Source organism: Myxococcales bacterium (genome assembly GCA_016712525.1).
Taxonomy (GTDB): Bacteria; Myxococcota_A; Polyangia; order Polyangiales; family Polyangiaceae; genus JAAFHV01.
Genome location: JADJQX010000007.1, coordinates 2,726,749 through 2,745,976, shown reverse-complemented (window position 1 = coordinate 2,745,976; position 19,228 = coordinate 2,726,749). Strand labels below are relative to the sequence as shown.

Annotated in this window: 18 protein-coding genes; 5 read left to right on the top strand and 13 right to left on the bottom strand. The window is 70.0% G+C overall.

What is annotated here, in order from left to right:
• Positions 1 to 12 precede the first annotated feature (12 nt).
• Both IPK71_28655 and IPK71_28650 read left to right on the top strand, forming a co-directional pair.
• Positions 13 to 1,029: a hypothetical protein gene (locus tag IPK71_28655; GenBank protein MBK8217716.1), complete on the top strand. Its 1,017-nt coding sequence runs from the start codon at positions 13 to 15 to the stop codon at positions 1,027 to 1,029.
• Between the two features lie 49 nt (positions 1,030 to 1,078).
• Complete coding sequence (locus tag IPK71_28650) at positions 1,079 to 1,819, top strand: NAD-dependent deacylase (GenBank protein MBK8217715.1); 741 nt, start codon at positions 1,079 to 1,081, stop codon at positions 1,817 to 1,819.
• Positions 1,820 to 1,825: 6 nt separating this feature from the next.
• Here the strand turns inward: IPK71_28650 and IPK71_28645 are convergent, their stop codons facing one another.
• A complete protein-coding gene (locus tag IPK71_28645) occupies positions 1,826 to 3,463 on the bottom strand; it encodes a protein kinase (protein ID MBK8217714.1) in 1,638 nt (545 codons plus the stop codon).
• A gap of 109 nt (positions 3,464 to 3,572) precedes the next feature.
• Positions 3,573 to 5,009: a cytochrome P450 gene (locus IPK71_28640; protein MBK8217713.1), complete on the bottom strand. Its 1,437-nt coding sequence runs from the start codon at positions 5,007 to 5,009 to the stop codon at positions 3,573 to 3,575.
• A 167-nt stretch (positions 5,010 to 5,176) separates the two neighbouring features.
• Between IPK71_28640 and IPK71_28635 the strand changes: the two genes are divergently transcribed.
• Positions 5,177 to 6,883, top strand: coding sequence for a VCBS repeat-containing protein (locus tag IPK71_28635; GenBank protein MBK8217712.1), 1,707 nt, complete (start codon positions 5,177 to 5,179; stop codon positions 6,881 to 6,883).
• A gap of 4 nt (positions 6,884 to 6,887) precedes the next feature.
• Here IPK71_28635 and IPK71_28630 read toward each other — a convergent pair whose 3' ends face one another.
• From IPK71_28630 to IPK71_28590, 9 genes are all read right to left on the bottom strand, one after another.
• A complete protein-coding gene (locus IPK71_28630) occupies positions 6,888 to 7,181 on the bottom strand; it encodes a hypothetical protein (GenBank protein MBK8217711.1) in 294 nt (97 codons plus the stop codon).
• Positions 7,182 to 7,473: 292 nt separating this feature from the next.
• Positions 7,474 to 8,232 (bottom strand): hypothetical protein, encoded by a 759-nt coding sequence (locus IPK71_28625; protein ID MBK8217710.1) that lies wholly within the window; start codon positions 8,230 to 8,232, stop codon positions 7,474 to 7,476.
• A gap of 126 nt (positions 8,233 to 8,358) precedes the next feature.
• On the bottom strand, positions 8,359 to 8,952 hold the full coding sequence (locus IPK71_28620) for a peroxiredoxin (protein MBK8217709.1): 594 nt from the start codon (positions 8,950 to 8,952) through the stop codon (positions 8,359 to 8,361).
• Positions 8,953 to 9,143: 191 nt separating this feature from the next.
• On the bottom strand, positions 9,144 to 10,271 hold the full coding sequence (locus tag IPK71_28615) for a hypothetical protein (protein ID MBK8217708.1): 1,128 nt from the start codon (positions 10,269 to 10,271) through the stop codon (positions 9,144 to 9,146).
• A 44-nt stretch (positions 10,272 to 10,315) separates the two neighbouring features.
• A complete protein-coding gene (locus tag IPK71_28610; protein ID MBK8217707.1) occupies positions 10,316 to 10,570 on the bottom strand; it encodes a hypothetical protein in 255 nt (84 codons plus the stop codon).
• A gap of 147 nt (positions 10,571 to 10,717) precedes the next feature.
• Positions 10,718 to 12,097, bottom strand: coding sequence for a cytochrome c family protein (locus tag IPK71_28605; protein MBK8217706.1), 1,380 nt, complete (start codon positions 12,095 to 12,097; stop codon positions 10,718 to 10,720).
• Positions 12,094 to 13,587, bottom strand: a complete 1,494-nt coding sequence (locus IPK71_28600; GenBank protein MBK8217705.1) for a hypothetical protein — start codon at positions 13,585 to 13,587, stop codon at positions 12,094 to 12,096. Before IPK71_28600 ends, IPK71_28605 begins: the two co-directional genes overlap by 4 nt.
• Before the next feature lie 50 nt (positions 13,588 to 13,637).
• Positions 13,638 to 14,090, bottom strand: coding sequence for a YbjN domain-containing protein (locus IPK71_28595; GenBank protein MBK8217704.1), 453 nt, complete (start codon positions 14,088 to 14,090; stop codon positions 13,638 to 13,640).
• Positions 14,091 to 14,406: 316 nt separating this feature from the next.
• Positions 14,407 to 15,357 carry a hypothetical protein gene (locus IPK71_28590; GenBank protein ID MBK8217703.1) on the bottom strand — a complete coding sequence of 317 codons (951 nt, stop codon included), beginning with the start codon at positions 15,355 to 15,357 and terminating at the stop codon, positions 14,407 to 14,409.
• Between the two features lie 313 nt (positions 15,358 to 15,670).
• Between IPK71_28590 and IPK71_28585 the strand changes: the two genes are divergently transcribed.
• Positions 15,671 to 16,378, top strand: coding sequence for a hypothetical protein (locus IPK71_28585; protein MBK8217702.1), 708 nt, complete (start codon positions 15,671 to 15,673; stop codon positions 16,376 to 16,378).
• A gap of 56 nt (positions 16,379 to 16,434) precedes the next feature.
• On the opposite strand, the gene IPK71_28580 is transcribed toward IPK71_28585, so the two are convergent.
• Positions 16,435 to 16,701, bottom strand: coding sequence for a hypothetical protein (locus tag IPK71_28580; GenBank protein ID MBK8217701.1), 267 nt, complete (start codon positions 16,699 to 16,701; stop codon positions 16,435 to 16,437).
• A gap of 115 nt (positions 16,702 to 16,816) precedes the next feature.
• Positions 16,817 to 17,656 carry a hypothetical protein gene (locus IPK71_28575; GenBank protein MBK8217700.1) on the bottom strand — a complete coding sequence of 280 codons (840 nt, stop codon included), beginning with the start codon at positions 17,654 to 17,656 and terminating at the stop codon, positions 16,817 to 16,819.
• A gap of 179 nt (positions 17,657 to 17,835) precedes the next feature.
• On the opposite strand from IPK71_28575, the gene IPK71_28570 reads away from it, so the two are divergent.
• Positions 17,836 to 19,122: a hypothetical protein gene (locus IPK71_28570; protein ID MBK8217699.1), complete on the top strand. Its 1,287-nt coding sequence runs from the start codon at positions 17,836 to 17,838 to the stop codon at positions 19,120 to 19,122.
• Positions 19,123 to 19,228: the final 106 nt, after the last annotated feature.

Here is a 19,228-nt window from a genome sequence, read left to right as displayed (position 1 = left end):
AAAAGCGCCGCCATGCGCGCTTCTCTTCGCCTCTGTTCGTTCGTCGCTCTCTCTCTCTCCGCCGTCGCGGGGTGCGCCGTGAAAGACACCGCCGGCAACGGCGCGAGCGGCCTCCTCGAGTTCTCTCCGCCCGACGAGCCCCTCGCCGTCGGGGTGCCGGCGCCCGTGAGGGTCACCCGCCCGAACCAGGGCGTTCACATCTGCATCAAGGGATGTGTCGACGTCGATCCGAACGCGCTCGTGATCGACGAGGCCACCTGCGACGACGGGGCCTGCGAGATCGTGCCTTCGTCGTCGGGCCTTGGCATCGTCGCGCGCCGCGAAGGCTCGCTCACGCTCCGCATCAAGGGGCGCGATGGGAGCACGCAGCTCACCGACTCGTTCACCCTCACCGCCAAGACGCCCGCGTCGCTGGTCGTCGTGCCCGACGTTCGCCCCCACGACGCCGAGGGCACGCTCGGCCTCACGCCCGGCCTCCTCGTCAACGTCGGCGCCGAGGTCCGCTCGCAGTCCGGAGAGAAGCTCGCCCACGATCTCGACGCCGAGGTGTACGCGGCCACCGGGGCGATGGCGGTCGTCCCGAGCGAGTCGACGAGCGCCGTGTCTCGCAGGTTCGAAGCGAAGGCGCCTGGCACGGGCGAGGTCGGGATCACGCTCGGGCCGCTCCGCGCGGCGCTCCCCGTCGTCGTCACGAACCCCGAGGCTGCGCACGTGTCGCTCGAGGTCTATCGCTACGCGGGCCGTCGCGCCGCGGGCGAGCTCCAGAAGGGGCCCATCGTGCTCGAGCGCTCGTCGTACCCCGCGTTCGCCCTCGTCGCGCGCGACGCACGAGGCCAGGCGTACTACACGGGGGCGCGCTACCTCGCCACGAAGAGCGAGCCGCTCCTCTCGACCTTCCCGGAGCCCACGACGGCGCCCATCTTCAACCTTCGGACGAGCGACGAGACCCCGGAGACGTTCGTCGCCGCGTTCGGAGGGCAGACCGTCTCCCTGCCGGTGGTGGTCGAGGCGTCGAAGCCCGGGCAATAAAAGTCAGCGTCGCCTTGACAAGGGTTATGTGTACTTTATCTAAGAGCACATGAAGACGATCGTCCTCGACGACCGCACCCGCGTGCTCGTGCTCACCGGCGCTGGCATCTCGGCCGAGAGCGGCATCCCCACGTTCCGCGGCGCCGACGGCCTGTGGGAAAACCACCCGATCGAGAAGGTCGCCTCGCCCCGCGGCTTCGTCGAAGATCCCGCGCTCGTGTGGCGCTTCTACTCCGAACGCCGTGAGGCCGCGCGCGCCGTCAGCCCGAACCCGGGGCACGTCGCGCTCGCCGCGCTCGAGGAGCGCCTCGGGGACAGGTTCCTCCTCGCGACCCAGAACGTCGACGGCCTCCACAGCCGCGCCGGAAGTCGACGTGTCGTCGAGATGCACGGCACCCTCTGGAAGACGCGGTGCTCGCGCTGCGATCGCCCGCCCTTCGACGACGACACCGTGTACGAGCCCGGCTCGCTCCCCGGGTGCGCCCGCTGCGCCGCGCGTGGGGAGACGGCGCTCCTCCGCCCCCACATCGTCTGGTTCGGCGAGCGGCTCGACCCTCGCGATCTCGCGCGCATCGAGGCGTTCGTGCACGCGTCGGCTGGCACGCGCTTCGTCTTCTTGGCCGTGGGCACGTCGGGGCGCGTCTCTCCGGCGTCGGAGCTCGTCCTCCGCGCGCGCGACATGGGCGCCGAGACGTGGCTCGTGAACCTCGACCCACCGGACAACGAGCGCGCCTTCGAGCACGTCGTGCGCGGCCCGAGCGGCACCGTGCTTCCCGCGCTCTTTGCGTGACGATGCTCAGTGCACGCAGCCCTTGTCCAGTCGAAGTTGGCCCGCGGCCTTGGCGCATGGGTCTCCCGTCTCGCGGCACGCGGTCTTGAGAGTCTGCAGGTCGCCGCAGCCCAAGCTCGACATGCGGGGCAGCAAGAGCGATTTGGCCATCGGCCAGTTGGCGTCCCTGATGGCTGCCTCGAGGGGCGAGATCAAGACCATGCAGGTCGACTTGTACCTCGCGTCGCGCTTCGCGTTCGGGCCCGAGCACCAGGCCGGGCGAAGGCTCGGGCTCGGGGCCGGAGGCGCCGCGTCGAAGGCCGCGACGTACACGGGCACGGACGGCTCGGGCACGATCGGGTCCATTTCGGGAGGAGCTTTGGTGGTGGCCGGTGCGGGAGGTGGCGGAGGCGGGACGACGGCCTCGGCGGCCTCGGTCGGTGCAGCGCGCGTGAGGGCCTTGCGCGCGGCGAGCAGCACGACGAGCCCCGTGAGCAGAGCCCCCGCTACGTACACGACGCGCGACGGGCCCGGGGACGCTGGGCTCGCGTTCGGAGCTTCTGCGAACGCGGCCGGGGTCGACGGCATCGGCGCAGCCTCGCTCCGTTCGAGGGGAGGCCGTGGAGGCGCGCTCGCGCCTCCGAACCCGGGACGCGACGAGCCCTCACCGAGAGAGGGCTCGTGCGCCTCGAGCGTAGGTGCATTCTGCAAGGATGAGCCGAGGGCTTCGGACGAGGGCGGGGGAGACGCGCGCGCGGAGAGGCTCGGTCGCTCGCTCGCCTCGTTCAACGCGCGTGACGCACGCTCCGCGTGGACCTGGAGCTCGGCGGGAGCGAACGGGGCCAAGGCCCTCGCGAAGGCCGCGATGCTCGGGAACCTGTCCTCGGGTCTCTTCGCGAGCGCGCGCGCGACGACCTCGGCGAGCCCCTCCGGAGCCTCGGGGACCCTCTCGCGGAGGTTCGGCGCGTGGCCCGAGAGCACGGCCGCCATGGCTACGTGCGTCTCGCCGGGGAAGGCGCGAGCTCCCGTGATCATCTCGTAGAGCGTCGCCGCGAGGGAGAACTGGTCGGTCGCGGCGGTGACATGTTTGCTCGAGACGAGCTGCTCCGGGGAGGCGTAGCTCACGGTCGCCACCACCATCCCGGTCGTCGTGATCTCTTCGCGCGCCGCGCTCGGACCGCGCACCTCCCGCGCGATCCCGAAGTCGAGCACCTTGACGATGGAGGTGCCGTCGGGTCGCGTGGTCAAAAAGAGGTTCGGCGGCTTGATGTCGCGGTGGACGAGGCCCGCGGCGTGCGCCTCGGAGAGCGCCTCGCAGACCTGAAGCGCGTATCCGACGCCGACCGGCACCGGGAGAGGCCCTCCGCGGAGCACGCGCGCCAGGTCTTGCCCGACGAGGTGCTCGAGCACGAGGTAGAGCTCGCCGCTCGGGAGCGAGCCGAAATCGGTGGCGCGCGCCACGTGCTCGCCGCGGAGCCGCGCCAAGATCTGCGCCTCGCGCCGGAACCTCTCGACCGCGCCGGGACCCTCGGTGCTCTTCAGGAGCTTCAGGGCCACGCGCTGCCCGAGGCCCTCGTGCACGGCGACCCACACCTGTCCCATCCCCCCGGACCCGAGCGGGCCCTCGATCCGGTACCGATCGGCGAGCAAGGTCCCCGGCTTCATGAAGACAGGATCCTAAGGGAGCCGTCGTTCACGTGCACGTCTCCGACGCGCCCGACGAGGTAGGAGCGTGGGCTGCACGGTCGACCGTTGCTTGCCTCGAAGGCATAGCTCAACGGCGCGCGCGCACACGCATGCGCACGCCGTGCTTCGGGCGGAGCGTCGCCGAGGGCTCGGGCTCGTCGTCCGCGAGGCGCTCGAAGTCGAACCTCCGCAGCAGCACCGCGAGCGCGAGCTGTGCCTCCATGTATGCGAAATGATTGCCCAAACAGACCCGTGGGCCCGCGCCGAACGGCAGGTACGCGTGGCGGGAGCGCGCCGCCTCGTTGGCGGGCAAGAACCTGTCGGGATCGAAGCGCTCCGGGTCGGGCCAGACGTGCGGCGAGTGGTGGATGGCCCACGGCGAGACGAGCACGTTCGTTCGCTTCGGGAGCTCGTACCCGCCCACGGTGACCTCTTCCGTCGAGTCGCGGCCGAACATGTACACCGGCGGATAGAGGCGGAGCGCCTCCTTGAACGCGCGCAGGCACATGTCGAGGCGAGGGAGATCGTCCATCGTCGGCCGAAGGCCCACCGCGTCGGCTTCGCGGCGCATCGCCTCGAGGACCTCGGGGTTCTTCGACGCGAGGTACAACGTCCAGGCGAGGCCCGTCGCGGTGGTCTCGTGGCCGGCCACGAAGAGCGTGAGCACCTCGTCGCGGATCTGGCGATCGCTCATCGCCTCGCCGGTCTCGTCGTCGCGCGTCTCGAGCAGCCGCGTGAGGAGGTCCTTCGGTTTTTCGCGGGCGCTCCGGCGATCCTCGATCATGCGCTGAACGTACTCGTCGAGGGTGCGAATGGCGCGCCCGAACGCGCGATCGTCTTTGCTGACCAGGGCTACGGGCCCTTGAAACGCCTTTGCCGCGGCCGACGTGAGCGGGCGCAGCGCCGGCGGTACGCGCTCCCCGGCCTCTTCCATCGCGCGCTTCGCGAGCACGTGCAGGATCGCGCTCGGTCGGCCGATGACCGTGCCGGTCCAATCGAGCGCCACCGTGAGCGCCTCCGAGAGCGCGTCCGACTCGTCGAACGTGTCCACGTCGAAGAGCGTGCGCCCGGCGACCCCCATCGTGAGGCGCGTCGTCTCGTGGGCGAGCGAGATCGTGTCGCCGTCCCGCCACGTCGCGCACGTGCGCTCGGCGCACTCGACCATCGCGTCGGCGTAGGCCGAGAGCGCCTTCGGCGTGAAGAGCGGCGCCATGAGCTTCCGCTGGCGCTTCCAGAGATCGCCGTTGGACGTGAAGAGGCCCTCGCCGGCGAGGTTCCACAAGGAGAACCGCAGCATGTCCGACTTCGCGAACGACTTGGCCTTGTCGACGAGCACCTCGGCGACCACCTCCGGATCGTTCGCGACGCACACACGCACCACGGGCACGGCGGCGCGCAGGCGCTCGATGCGAGCCGCCGACGCCGTGAGCAGGCGCAGCGTCCCCAGACGATCGCGTTGAAACGCGCCCGTGTGCCCCGAGAGTCCCTCCCCACCCGGGGCGATGGGCATCGACGAAAAGTGCATGGCGTCTCCTCGGCTGCCCGGGCTCTCGCGCGGGGCACACGAATCTTTCACGCCACCGCTTGGGATGCCGTCCTTTTTCCGTCCCCGAGAGCGCGCGTACCTTCGACTACATGCGCATCGCGCCCTCCCGACGGGACGTCGCCGCGGTCCGCATGTAGGCTTGGCTCATGGCGATCCGAGCCCTTCGTACGACCTTGATTCCCGCCGTGTTGTTCTCGACGCTCGCGTCCGTGGCGCTGGTCGCGCCGGGCTGTGGTGGGGACCCGGACGCTGCGACCGACGGAGGCGCAGGCGGCGAGGGGGGCGGCGGCGGAGGTGGCGGCGGGGGTGGCGGGGGCGGAGACGATGGAGGCGGAGGAGGGGGCACCGAGCCGCCCAAGGCGTCGTGCCGGCCAGGCACGGGGGGCAGCGCGACGGTCGCCGTCCCCCAAGTGAAGCTCTCGCTCTCGGCCGACGGAGAGAGCGGTTGGCTCGGCTCTCCCGCCGTGGTCGACCTCGACGGCGACGGAAAAAAGGAGATCGTCGTCACGCGCAACTCCGACGTCGTCGTCTACGCGGCCGACGGCACCCAGAAATGGACCGCGCGCGCCGGCGGAGGCCGCATCTGGTCGAGCGCGGTGATCGCGAACCTCGCGGGCGACACGAAGCTCGAGATCGCGGTCGCCGCGCGTGACAAGGTCTTCGTGTTCGACGCCGCAGGCGCGCCGGTGCAAGGCTTTCCGGTCTCCTTCACGGACGAGATGCGCGCGCTCGCGGCAGGGGACCTCGACGGCGACGGCAAGGCCGACATCGTCGCGTCGACGGGCCGCGGCTCCCCGGCCGACGTCGTGGCCGCGTGGAAAGGGGACGGCAAGCCCGTCACGGGGTTCCCCCCGAACGCCGCGGGCGCGAGCGGATGCACGGGCCGCAACGCACCGAGCCCCTGCTACCTCGCGGGCGCCTTCGATCAGAACCTCGCGATCGCCGACCTCGACGGCGACGGAAAACAAGACGTGGTCGTCCCCATGGACAACGCGTACGCGAGCTTCCACAAGGGTACTGGCGAGGCGTTCGACTGCGATCCCGCCTTCGAGGACAAAAAGAAGAGCCCCGGGGTCCGCTACCTCCACGACCTCGCCGAGGCCCACGCCGGCTACGCCGACAACGAAGCCACGGCGCTCCAGGCCCACTTCACCAACACCGCGCCGGCCATCGCGGACGTCGACGAGGACGGCACGCTCGACATCGTCATGCTCGGCAGCGTCCAGAATGCCGCGCAGAGCCGCCGCGAGCTCGGCGTGGGCCTCTGGGTGGTCCACGCGAACGCGTCACGCGCGCCGGGCTGGGAGACCCCGTTCCACGTGCCTGAGTACCTCGGCGGCCTCGTCGACATCGGGGGCAACCTGGTCGCCGAGACGAACCAAGTCGCCATTGGAGACATCAACCCGGGCGAGAAGGGCAAGGAGATCGTCTTCGCCGGCTTCGACGGCAAGATCCACGCTGTCACGGCCGGAAAAAAGGAGCTCTGGGCGACGCCCTTCACCACCGACCGCGCCACGTTCACGGCAGGGGTCGCGCTCGCCGATCTCTCCGGAGACGGCTCTCCCGAGGTCGTCTTCGCGACGTACGGAGCGGCCGGAAAGAGCCTCTCGCTCGTGGTGCTCTCGGCGACGGGGCAGAAGCTCCACGAGGTGAAGCTCCCCGGCCGCGGCTCGATGGCGGTGCCCACGATCGCCGACGTCGACGGAGACGGCAAACCCGAGATCCTCGTCTCCCTCAAGGACCCCGACGGCGCCGCCGAGGTGCAGGTCTACGGCGTCGACAGCGCGCAGGAGAACTGCATTCTCTGGGGCACCGGTCGGGGCAACTTCACCCGGAACGCCTGGGTGAGGTAGCGCCTCAGGCGGCGCGCGGAGCCTGCTTCACCGCGGGCTCCTCGGCCCGCACGGCCTTCACCTTCGACTTGGCGAACACCCGCGCGAGGGCGAGGCCCGAGAGCGTCGGGCGGAGCCTCAGCGCGTCGACGTGGCCCTCGGCGTGGAGCTGCGAGATCACCGAGCGTACGTCGGCGCGCCGCACCTCGAGCTCCTGCGAGACGTCGTCCACCGTGAGGGTGCGCCCTTTGCTCGCCGCGCGGGCGAGGGTGACGAGGACGTGGGCGGAGAGCGCGTGACGGTCGATAACAGGGCTCATGGTGGACCTCCGAAGAACGGGGTTGGTGTTGCTTCGGGGTATTGCACGAGCCGGGCCATCCATGCGCTATGCACGCGATTTCCCCTTTTCCCGGACGATTGTGGAAAACCTGGAATCTTCAGTATTTACGCACTTATAGAAGTCCCTGGTGCCTCGGCGGCATGGGGCCGGATCGACGATCCACCAGGCGACCTTCACATAGAATTTCCCACACGCGCCGTCGCCCCACGAAAAAGCCGCCCCGGATCTCCGAGGCGGCGCATCCCGACGTGGGCGTTCGAGCGAGGTCGGCTCAGTAGCCGGCTTTTTTGTCGCCGGCGGGTGGGGTGGTCGCGGGCTCGGCTTTGGCGGGGGCAGGTGCCGGCGCGGGGGCAGGTGCCGGCGTGGGAGCGGGCGAGGCTCCCGGCGCCGTCGTGGCCTTGGGCAAGGCCTTCGTGTCGGTCGCGCGCTCGGTGGGGACGTAGTCGCCCTTGGGGAAATCGACGGCGAGGGTCGCCCCGGCCGTGCCCTGAGGAGCCGCCTCGACCTTGAACGTCGGCGCGGAGCCGCCCCGGAGCGCGATGACGAGGTGGAGATCGGCCCCGTGCGGCACGAGGCGCGCCTGGACGACCGGCGTGTTGAAGTGCACCGTCACGAGCGAGTTGGTGTCGTTCCAGCGCGACACGTGCGCGCCCTTCAAGATGTACGTGACGCTCCCCGCGGCCTTGCGCTCCTCGACGGGAACGCTCGCCGAGAGGTGCACGACGATGCGCGAGCCACCGCCCTCGGTCTCACGGAACGAAGGGAACGACGCGTGCGGCCCCGTGCGGACGACCCGCGGCCCTGCCGACGCGCGCTTCGGACCCTTGTCGCTGTAGGCGTAGCCCGCGGCCGCGCGCTTCTCTTTGGCGGCGGTGTCGTCGAGCTTCACGGTCTCGCCCGAGCCTTTAGGCTTCGTGTCACCCTTCTTGGCGGCCTCGGCCGCGAACGTGTCGGCGAGGGCGAACGCCGTCGACGACGAGAGGACGATGGCGGAGAGCCCGAGGAGACCGACGAGACGGCTCGACTTCATGCACCGAAGTAGACCACGGTCCGCGCGGCCGCACAAATCGCCGGCTTTTTCCCCTCGAAACGCCGAAGAGGGCGGGCCCAAGGCTTGCTGGGCCACACCCTCTTCTGCGATCCACGACGCGCGCTCTCAGAGCTTCGCGGCGTTCTCCTTCAGGTACGCCGCGACGCCGGCCGCGTCGGCCTTCATCGAGGCTTTGCCCTTCTGCCAGCCAGCCGGGCAGACCTCGCCGTGCTCCTCGGTGAACTGGAGCGCGTCGACGAGGCGGAGGGTCTCTTCGACCGAGCGGCCGAGCGGGAGGTCGTTCACCGTCTCTTGGCGGACGGTGCCGTTCTTGTCGATGAGGAACGTGCCGCGGAGGGCGACGCCGCCGTCGAGGAGCACGCCGAAGTTACGGGCGATGTCCTTGTTGAGGTCCGCGACGAGCGGGTACTTGATGGGGCCGATGCCGCCGTCCTCGACCTTGGTGTTGCGCCACGCGCGGTGCGTGTGCTCCGAGTCGACCGACACGCCGAGCACCTCGACGTTGCGCTTCTTGAACTCTTCGATGTGGTTCGAGAACGCGAGGATCTCGGTCGGGCAGACGAAGGTGAAGTCGAGCGGGTAGAAGAAGAGCACCACGTACTTGCCCTTGTAGTCCGAGAGCGAGATGGCTTTCTCGGTACCGTCGGCGAGGACGGCCATGGCCTTGAAGTCGGGCGCGGGCTTCTGAACGAGGGACATGTCTTTCTTGCTCCTGGAAGGGTTCGGGAGGGATTCTTACCACCGATGCCGAGCCCCGTGCACCCGTCGCGCACGACCTGCGCGAAAGGGGGCTTCCCGCGCGAAATGGCGTGCGAAATCGGGGGGGCTCAGGGGCCGCGAGGAGTCGTCGCCTTTTTCCTAGCCAAGGCGCTCGCGGCAGCCGCTCACGCTCAGTCGGCGCCCGCGTCGGACGGCTGGGCGTCGGGGCTCGCGTCGGGCGCTTGGGCGTCCGAGGCCGCGTCGACCCCGCCGTCGCCGTCGACCTTCGGGGAGCATGCCCCACAGCTGAAGACGCTCGCCCCTTGGGCGATCCAGAGGCTCAAGGTCTCTCGTTCGTCGAACGTGAGCGGGCGATTGGCGTCGTTCGGGGGGACGAACCCGGGGGCCGGGAAGGGCATCTCGACCCCGAGGACGTGGTCGCGCAGGACAGCGAGCTCGCTGTCCGAGGGGGCCGGGGTCGCGTTCGCGGGCAGCGTGAAGCCCGCGAGAGGCGGGCGCGTGGTGGCTTCGCAGACGAACGGGGTCGGCGGCACGTCCACGGTAGGGAGAGGTGCGAGGAGTACCTTGTAGAGGAGCCAGCTCTGCCCGGGGTTTTTCGGGCTGATGATGGGCATGTCGATGCCGAACGGCCGCCGCGGATCGTTCGGGGAGGCGCCCGAGCCCGCCTGCGCGGCGCCGCCCGTGTTGGCGCCTTGGGCCACGCGGAACGCCGTCGCGCCGAGCCCCACGCCCGTCGTGAGGACGAGGCCGGCCGCGGCGCTCGCCGAGCCCCCGTGGCAGGTGTTTCCTCCGCACTTCTTCTCGAGGAGCGGGGCGACGTCGTCGCAGAACGACACCCGGGGCGGCGCCAAGCTCTTCGGGCTCGGATCTCCGACCACGAACTGGATCGTGACCGGCTCCGCAAGGGGCGCGCCGTCGATCGCGCGCAGGCCGAACCCCGGGTTTTCTTCGGTCGGAACGGGCAGCGTGAGCTTGTACGACTGGTCTTTCGCGAGCCACGGTGACCCCTCGCCGTTCGGGCTCGCGAGGGTCACGACGCGCGTGACCGGATCGTAGGTGACGATCGCCGGCGTCACGCTCCCGCCGCCTACCGGCGTGAGGACCGCGGATTGCCGCGTCTCGGTGCCCGGCAAGAGGTAGCGGTCGAACGCGAGCTGGATCACCCCGTTCGCAGGGAGCTTCACGTTCGTACCGACGTTCGCGCCCAACAAACGGAGCGGGGCCGCTTGCTGGGTCGCCGGGTCGACGCGGAACGTTCCGGCGTCGCACGCGGCTCCCAGCGCGGCCCCTGCGAGCACGGCCACGAGGGTGGCCGCACCGAGCGCGCGAAGGCCCTTCGGCCTCAGCTGTCGCTGTAGTTCTGGAGCTCCTGCTTCATGACCTGCTCGTTGATGCCCGTGCGGAGGTGCTCCTTCAGCACGTCGGCCAGCGCGATCAAGAGGTCGTCCACGCCCTTGTCCTCGATGAGCTTCTGAAGGAGCGCCTTCGCCTCCTTGCTGTCGTCGCCCCTCAAGAACTGCCGGACTTGGTCGAGCGAGATCTCCCCCTGGAAATCCAGGTAGAGATTCTCCAAGAGATACCGGACGAGCTCTTTCACGGGGGGCCTCCTTCTGTCCCTCGGGACAGTCCCGGGGGGGAAGGCTATATCGCCCCCCCCGCGCTTCTTGCAACAAATAGCCGCCGCTGCCCTCCGCGTCGGGGGCGTTCGTGGCCGAGGCCATGGGCTCGTCGTGAGGAGGGCGCTTCATTTGCACTGGCTCAGGCTGGCGTCGCCGGGGGAGTGGCAGACGAAACACGGGCGGGGGTTTCGCGACATCTGCGTGGCGCACGAGGCCGTGAAGCCTCCTGGGTGCGGGTTGAACCCGCCGCCCACGCCGGTCGCGCCGTGGCACACGACGCAGTCGCGCTCGACGTGGCACGAGACGCACGCGTTCAGGTTGCGCCGCGCCTCTTGTGCGTGATGACCGGGGTTCCGCGGGGGGTCGCTCCAGATGGTCTTCGGCGGGTGGAAGCGGCCGGCGTTCCGCGCGTCGCTCGGGCCGCTCATGGTGATGCCGAGGCGCTGGTGGCACTGGAGGCAGAAGCTCTGCTCGCGGTGGCAGCTCTGGCACTTCTGCATGGCGAGGCGCGCCTCGACCGGGTGCATGGAAATGTAGTCGTTCGGGTGGATGCTGCGCGGCCGCACCTGGCCGTCGTGGCACGAGGTGCAGAAGTCTTCTTTGTGGCAGTTCGCGCAGAACTGAGAGTCGTTCGCGGCCACCATTTTGTGGCGCTGGATGAAGTCCGGCCCGTGCGCGGCGTTGTGCATCCACCGCGGAGGGACGAGCGTTCCCGACGCGAACGCGACCTTCATCTTGGTGCCGCCGGCGCCCGCCCCCGAGATGTGGCACGTCTCGCAGCTCCCCTTGGCGAGCCCACGCGCCGCCGAATCCGGATACTGATGGCATCCGAAACAGCCGCGCATACGCGGGAGCTGATCGCGTGTCGCGAGCTCGAGCTCCTGCACCTCGCCGTGGCACTGCCGGCAGTTGATGTTCCGGTCGGCGTGTTTCTTGTGGTTGAAGATCATGTTCGCGCGCGGCAAGACGAGCTTCGCGACGCGGTTTCCGTCCTTCGGCTGGTACCCCACGTGGCAGAACGCGCACTGGCCCGAGGCGTCGTCGCCCGGCTTCACGGCCGCGAGGTCGTCATGGCTCGTGCCGTGGCAGTCGTCGCAGGTCTGGCCCGTCGGGACGAGGTGGTCTTGAGCGGATTGGCTCGTGAGGGCGGCCTTGTGGCAGCTCTGGCACTTCATCCCCACCTTCGTCTGGTGGAGCTTGTGGTTGAACCGGAGCGTCAGCGACTGCGGCGGGTAGATGGCTTGGCTCGGCCCCGTGTCGGGGTCGAAAGCGCCATCGGGGAGCCATTTTCCAGGCACTTTTGCCCCGCCCGGGAGCGGCGCGCGCCCCGAGCCGAGCTCGCCTTGGGGAGGGCTCGACGCGGGAGCTGCGGCAGCCGCCAGGGGTGCTCCGGCGTCGGCCGCAGAGGGGGCGCTCGTATCGGCGAACGCGAGCGACAGCGCCGACAAAACGCCGACGACGAGCAACAGGGTGAGCGACAGGAACGGGGCGTTTGCGCGGCTCATTTGTTCACCGCGAGGCTGAGCCAGAGCATGAGGCGGAAGCGGTTGCCGACGATGCGGTTCATGTCGTGCTCGAATTCGACGAGCGCCTGGGAGCGCGGCGAAAAGATGTATCCTGCACCGAGCACGTAGCCGAGGCTCGTGGCGCTGCGGTCGGGCCGGAGCGAGTCTTTCCAGGCCCACGCGCCGACCCTGGCGGACACGAGGTAGCGCTTCTGGAAGGTGTGATCGGCGTAGACGTCGCCGCCCGCGCGACCCCCGGTGCCGCCGCCGTCGGCCGCGCCGCGCACGGTGACGTTGCCGCGCGTGTACCGGTACTTGGCCGCGACGTTGCCGCCGCCGTTCAAGTAGAGCGGGCTGGCCGCGTACTGGTTCGCGTCGGCGAGGGGGCTCTTCCCGCGCGTATCTTCTTCGGGGCCGGTCGCGTTCTCGAACATGCGCACGTGGCCCCCGCCCGAGACGCCGAACGAATCGGACGCTTGGTACGCGAAGCGCGCGCCGAGATCGTTCGTCGGGCCCGTCACGAACAGGTTCCAGATGCTGTCGGCGTCGAACGTGGGGCGGAAGTGGTCGAAGTCGGCGCTGAGCGTGAGCTTCTGCGTCGCGTAGACGTCCGTCGAGAGGTAAAGCTGGCTGAACTTCGCGACGTAGAGATCGTACGCGAGGCCGCCTCGCAGCCCACCCACGCTCGGCAGGCTCCCGTCGAACGCATACCCGATGCGCTCCGACGAGACCCGCGTGCCGTCGTAGAGGGCGGAGCTCCGGAGGCCGGGCTGGAACATGGAGACGTTGCTCTCGCCCGTGTTGTAGACGCGGCGGTACGTGAGGCGCGAGTGGAGGAACGACACGCCTTGGGACTCGAGGGCCGCGCCGAACGCGGGCGCGAGCGAGCTCGGTTGGTACGCCGCCCAGGTCGTCGGGTCGTAGCCGATGCGGCTCCCGCGGAGCACACCGTCGCGTTCGAAGCGCGGCGTCGACAGCGGCATGCCGCCGCGTTGCTCGAGGCCTCCGTACGCCTCGACGGCCATGAAAAAGGGCGTCGTCGCGCGCACCGTGGCGCCGTCGAACGACCACCAGCCGAGCACGTCGGTCACGTATTGACGCCCGAGCTTGAACCCGAGGACGCCGTTCGCGAAGCGCCGCCCCTCGACGTACGCGTACATGAGATCGAGCCGCCCGCGGGAAAATCCAGGGACGACCGAGCTCGCGAGGGAGGGATCCTCTTCCGCGGCGAGGGCGCCGTAGTCCGAGTCGAAGCGGACGCGCGCGCGGAACACGAGATCCGGAGCGAGCGGGTTCTGCTCGCGCACCTTGTCCTTCGAGAGGAGGTCGAGGGCGCCGACGCCGAGGGTGCTCGTGAACCTGCGGCGCGTGAGCACACGCGTCCCGTCGGGGCTCGTCACCTCGTAGAACTGCGCGGCCGTGTCGCTCGTGACCTCGGGCTCCACCGCGAGCGCCGGGCGCACGGCGAGCGTCGACCCGACGCCGCACACGAGGGCCAGTCCGTGTGCCGTAAGTCTTCGTTTTGACGAAGGAAAATGTGTCAGAAGTCGCACGAGCGCTTCCCGCCGAACTCGGCCACGAGCCGATCGTCGAAGGTGTCGGCCACGGCCGCGACTTGGCGGATGGTCTGCACGACCTCTTCGGGCTCGAGGTTCTCGGTGGGCCGCTCGGCCACGACCACGACGCTGTCGCCGAGGATGCCGAACGCGCACCACGAGAGGCCCGCCGCGTTGAGCTGGAGCAGCCGTAAGAAGAGCGCCTCGCGCGTGTCCTCGGCGAACACGACGATCGGCGCGACGACACGCAGGTGCACCCCTTCGGTCCCGAGCGCCTCACGCGCGACGAGCCCGACCACCACCTTTGCGCTCCCGCGTTTCATGGACCACGAGGGCAGCGCGTCGGGCTTCGACACGAGCACCTCGGCCGGCACCAGGTCGAGCATGCGGAGCGCGGTCTCGACGACCGCGAGGGCTTCGGGGGGAGCAGTGGTCATGGTCCTCGCCCCGAGGAGGGAGACGGCCTCGGGCCGCGACACGCTCGCATCACTTCGGTCATCGGCGCAAGGGCGTGCCCACGGCCGTGGTGTCGGAATCGACCGGTACGTGCGGGTGGCGAGGCTCGGCATGGCCTGCCGCTACGCAGGAAGCGCCGCGTCGGTTACCGGCGCCCCACGACTATTTTTCGAAGGTCCTGATTTTCCTCGAGAAATCGACTTCGGACCGCCCGCTCGCGAGGTCGCTCGACGTGCCATGTCCTCGCCCCGTTCCCGGTTTCGACTGTTCGGCGCGGGTGAACGCACCGTTTCCCGGTCATCGAAGAACGAACGCGAGGGTGACGAGCCGTAGGCCCACGAGCGCGAACGTCGCGACGGCGGCCCGTGCAAAGAGCCTCTCGCGAGCGGCGAGGGGGACGAGGGTCTCCTCGAGAGTCTCGGCGACGAGCACGACGGCGCGCCCTCGAGCGGCGGTGCGGTAGCTCGCGCGCTCGACCTTCTCGACCACGACCCGGTCGCCGAACCCGATGTCGGCGATCGGAGGCAGGGCCGCTCGCTCCTCCGGGGTCGCGAGGCACGACAGCTCGACACCGGGCTCTCGCCCTTCGAACACGCGGGTCACGAAGCCTCGCCGCGCGCGGTCCCTGAGGGCGAGCACCGTGAGTGAGCCGAGCCCGAGACCCGCGATCGCAGCGGCAGGGACGAGCTCCTCGGGGTCGAGCATGGCCATCCAGAGGGCGCTCGCCACGCTCGCCGCGCCGAGCGCCGGGATCCCGAGCCGCTCCTCCGCGTCGAGCACGGCCGCCGAGCGCTGCACGGTTCGGAGCCCGACGGCCAAGAGCGCGAACCCGAACACCGCGCCCACCGCGCCCGCGAGCGCACCGAAGACCAGCCACGCGCCACGGTCCGAGCCGAGCGGGACATCGAAGACCCAGAGCTTCTCCCAGGGATCGAGGTGGAGCGCGAGGAACGCCTGGCTCACCGTGCCGAGCGACGCCCCCATGGCGACCGTCAGGGCGAAGGGCCCGACGAGCGAGCTTCGCAGGCGAGACGCGTCGTGGATGCGGCTCGCGGCGTACGTGAGGGGAAACGCAGAGGCGGCCGCGAGCACCACGGTGAACGCCACTTGGGCCGGATCGACGCGGGCCATCCGCGTGACGTGGGCGAGCACCGAAGCGAGCGTGCCGAAGGCCACGGACAGGGCCAGCGCGAGCGCTTCTCGAGGGGCTTTGGTGACGAACGTCGGCGAAACGGCAGGCTCGGGCATCGTCGCTCCTCGCAGGTAGGGCACGGACCATCGCGCGCGGCCGAAGTTCCGCGCTGTCGCGTGATAGAGTGCGGGTCATGCGGAACCCCGCGTCTTCCTTCAGGTCCTTGTCGCTCGGAGTCTTCGTCTCGCTCGTGGGGGGCGCGCTGTCGTCGTCCGCGTGCTCCGGCTCGTCCGCGACCCCGGGCGACGCGGGATCTCCCCCGGTCGATCCCCCTCTCGACGCCGGCACGGGCGAGGAGACCTCGCTCGACGGTGCGGCCCTCGACGCCCGAGGCCCTGTCGGGAGCACGAAGGGCTCGGGTGGGGTCGTGTGCGCGAGCCGCGGCGAGCTCTCCGGGGGCGGGCGTTCTGCACGCTCACGATCGCGGGCGCCGAGGTCAAGCTCGCCGAGCCCACCGCGGGCGCGGGCCCCTTCCGTGTGGTCGCGTACCTCCACGGCGACGGCGCCGCGGCCCACAACAGCGGCAGCGCCATGCGCGCGCTCCTCCCGTTCGCCGACGAGCGTCACGCCCTCGTGCTCTCGGTCAAGGCCCCCAACGGCTGCCGGTGGTGGCAGGTCCCTACCCAGACCGACTGCTCCGATACGGCGCCCGAGGTCCCCGACACCGACGGCCTCAACGCCGACGTGCTCAAGGCGGTGCTCGACGCCGTCCGCGCGGCCTACGACGTCACGCTCGGGAACGCCTACTATTATGGCTCCTCGGGCGGCTCGATCTTCCTCACGTCGCAGTTCGTACGCAAGTACGGCGACGCGTACCCCGGCGTCTACGCGCTCAACTGCGGTGGGGAGCGGCCCACGAAGGCGTTCGCCTGGGACACGACGAGCCCCGAGAGACGCGCGGGCACCACGATGTTCTTCACCTACGGCGACCAGGACTTCTTGAAGGCCGACATCGAGAAGGCCGCGCCCCACTTCGCGGGCCTCGGGTTCCCGGTCGACACCAAGGTCGTGGCGGGCGCGGGGCACTGCGCCTTCGACGGGCACGGGCGAGCGGTCGAGGTCTTCCGCGCGAACTAAATCAGCGTGACCGAGGACAAAGGTCGGTCATCGGGCGAGCGTAGAGGCCCGCGAGGTCAGTGCGAGGTGGCGTGGTCGTCGTGGTCGTGCGTCACGCGCGTGTGCTCCGCCGCGATGACGACGAGCCTGCGGACCGAGCGCGCGCCGAAGAGCACGGCCACGACGGGGAGGACGGCGAGCGCGTGCCACTGAAACGCGAGGAAGGCCGCCGGCAGCGCTGCCGCGAAGGCGATCGCCGCGGACGTCTTGGCGTCGCGGGCGCGGAGGGAGAGCGAGAACTCGGAGGACCGAGCGGCCGAGCGGGTGTGGGTCTCGATGCTCATAGACCTTACGTATGCGCACTCCGCGTGGCGCGCGCTCGCCGCCTTCGTGTCGATCGTGTGACGCTTCGGTCACGCAATCCGTGCGGGATCGAACGGTCGCCCCGCGCACGAGCCTTTATTTCACGTAGATCGCGGCCTTGTAGGGGCCCGAGCCGCTGTCGACCTTGAGCTGGTATTTGTACATGCCGCTCTCCTTGGCGCAGTGGCCGACCATGGTGGTCTCGGAGTCGCTCTTGTTCTCGGTGACCCGCTTCGACTTCGGGTCCCACAGATAAAGAAAGAGCTTCTTCACCTTGCCGGGCTCCCCCGCGGCGATGATCCAGTAGCACTTGCCCGCTTCCATCGCGGTGTAGAGCTCGGTCGTCTCGGCCGTGCCCTCGACGAAATCGCCGGAGCGCTTGGCCCCCGCGGCGGCCTGCGCTGCCTTCTTCTCGATGGTCGCCGCGAGATCGCTCGTGGGCTCGGGCTTCTTCTCGGGCTCGGGCTTCTTCTCGACCCCCTTGGTCTTGTAGACGACCACGGCGTAGTGCCCGGCACCTTCGGAGACCTTGCCCTGGAGGCGATAGATGCCGCTCGTCTCGGCGCAGTGGGTGAAGATGCCCTGCGGCGGTTTTCCGCGCGCGCTGTCGAGGCGCTTGTCCTTCGGATCCCAGATGTACATCGAGAACCTCTGGACCCCCGCGTCGCCCGCGTAGCCGAACCAGTAACACTGCCCTTCGTCGAGCTGGATGCGCCAGTCCGTCGAGGCGTCGTCGCGGTGGGCCACACCTCGGAGCGTGTCGCCCACGCGCTCGCCCTCTTTGGCGCTCGAGCGTGCTTCGGCCTCGGCGCGGCTCTCGAGATCGCGGGGGGGCTCCGGAGAGACGACGATGCGCTCGTGCCCTCCGCACGCGCCGAGAGCAAGCGCTGCAGGGGCCAAGGACACGATCGCGAGGAGGCTCGTGAGGCGACGCATGCGCGCGACCATACCCCGACTTTCACGCGCGTGCGTCACGAGCGTCGTCGGCCTCCTCGTGGCTCCGCCGCATGCGCTCGGACTTTGGTCGTCTGCACGCGTCCGAGGCGGGTAGGATCGGCTCCGGAGGTTTTGCTCGTGACCCCACGGCGGACGCGACACGGCGAGCACGGACGCGCATGAAGGTCTCGGCGCGCCCCCTCCACCTCGCGCTCTTTCGGATCTGCGTCGTCGGGGTGACGCTCGCGTCGCCCGAGCCCGAAATGGCGTGCGCGATCGCCCGTGCGCCCTCGGCGCTTCGGTTCTACCCGGGGTGGCTCTCGGAGCTCGCACACGTGCCTCTTTCGCCGAGCGCGGTCGACGCTCTCCGGGTCCTTTTCTATGCGAGCGGAGGGCTCGCCTTGGTCGGCCTCTACACGCGCCTCTCGCTCTCCGTGCTCACGCTCGCGGCCCTCGTGCTGTTCGGCGTCGCGCAGCTCACCGGGGAGGTCGTCCACGACATGCACCTCGTGTGGATGCTCGCGGTGCTCGCGGTCGCGCCCTCCGGCGAGGCGCTGTCGGTCGATCGCGCCTTCGCGCGCGGGCTCTCGTTCCGGGCCCTCGCGGGGCCGAAGCGGCCGTCGGCTCCGGCCGAGATCGCGCTCGCGTCGGCCCGCGCGCTCCTCGGGGTCGTGTACTTCTTCCCGGGCTTCTGGAAGCTCGCCACCTCGGGCCTCGCCTGGGTCACGAGCGACAACGTCCGGAACCAGATGTGGTGGAAGTGGGCCGAGTGGGGCGTTGCCCCGGCGCTCCGCGTCGACCGCGTGCCCGGGCTCGTGGAAGCGGGCGCGGGGCTCGTGGTCGCCTTCGAGCTCTCGTTCTTCGTGCTCGGCGCCGTACCTCGCGCGCGAAGGCCGCTCGCCCTCGTAGGGCTCCTTTTCCACCAGGCCACGCGCGTCTTCTTCTTCATCACGTTCACGAGCCTGTGGGCCTGCTATGGGTGCCTCGTTTTTCCTCGGGCGCGGGCCCTCGGGCGCCGAAGGGCGGTGTCGCGCCGCACCCTCCCGGGCCTCGTCGTGGGCGGGTGGCTCTTCGTGATGGCGCTCGTTCAAGGCGTCCGTGGCGAGACCCAGAGCTACCCGTTCGCCTGCTACCCCACGTTCGCCGCCCGCGTCGGTCCGGAGATGCCCGACGTCGCGGTCGAGATCGAGCGCGACACCGGCGAAAGGAGCTGGCTCCCTCGCGCACCGCGCTCCCAATCGGAGTGGGGCACGACGTGGCAGATCGCGGGGCTCTTCGGCCGTGAGTCGACCCGCGAGGCCAAGCTGGCGTTCGCCCGCGGCGAGCTCGTCACGACCGGCATACCCCCCGGGACACGCGCCCTGAGGCTCTTCGTGGTCCTGCGCTCGGTCGAGCCCGGGAGCACCAAGTCCCGCGTCGTTCGCGAGCTCGTGACGTTCTCTCCGTCCGAGCTCTCCTCACCGTGAACTCGCCCCCTTGGGTGCGCGGTGGTGCGTGCGCATTCGAGAGAATTGTTCAATAAATCTCAGTGTTTGTGTGATCGAAATCGCGCGCGCTCGCCCCATACGAAGC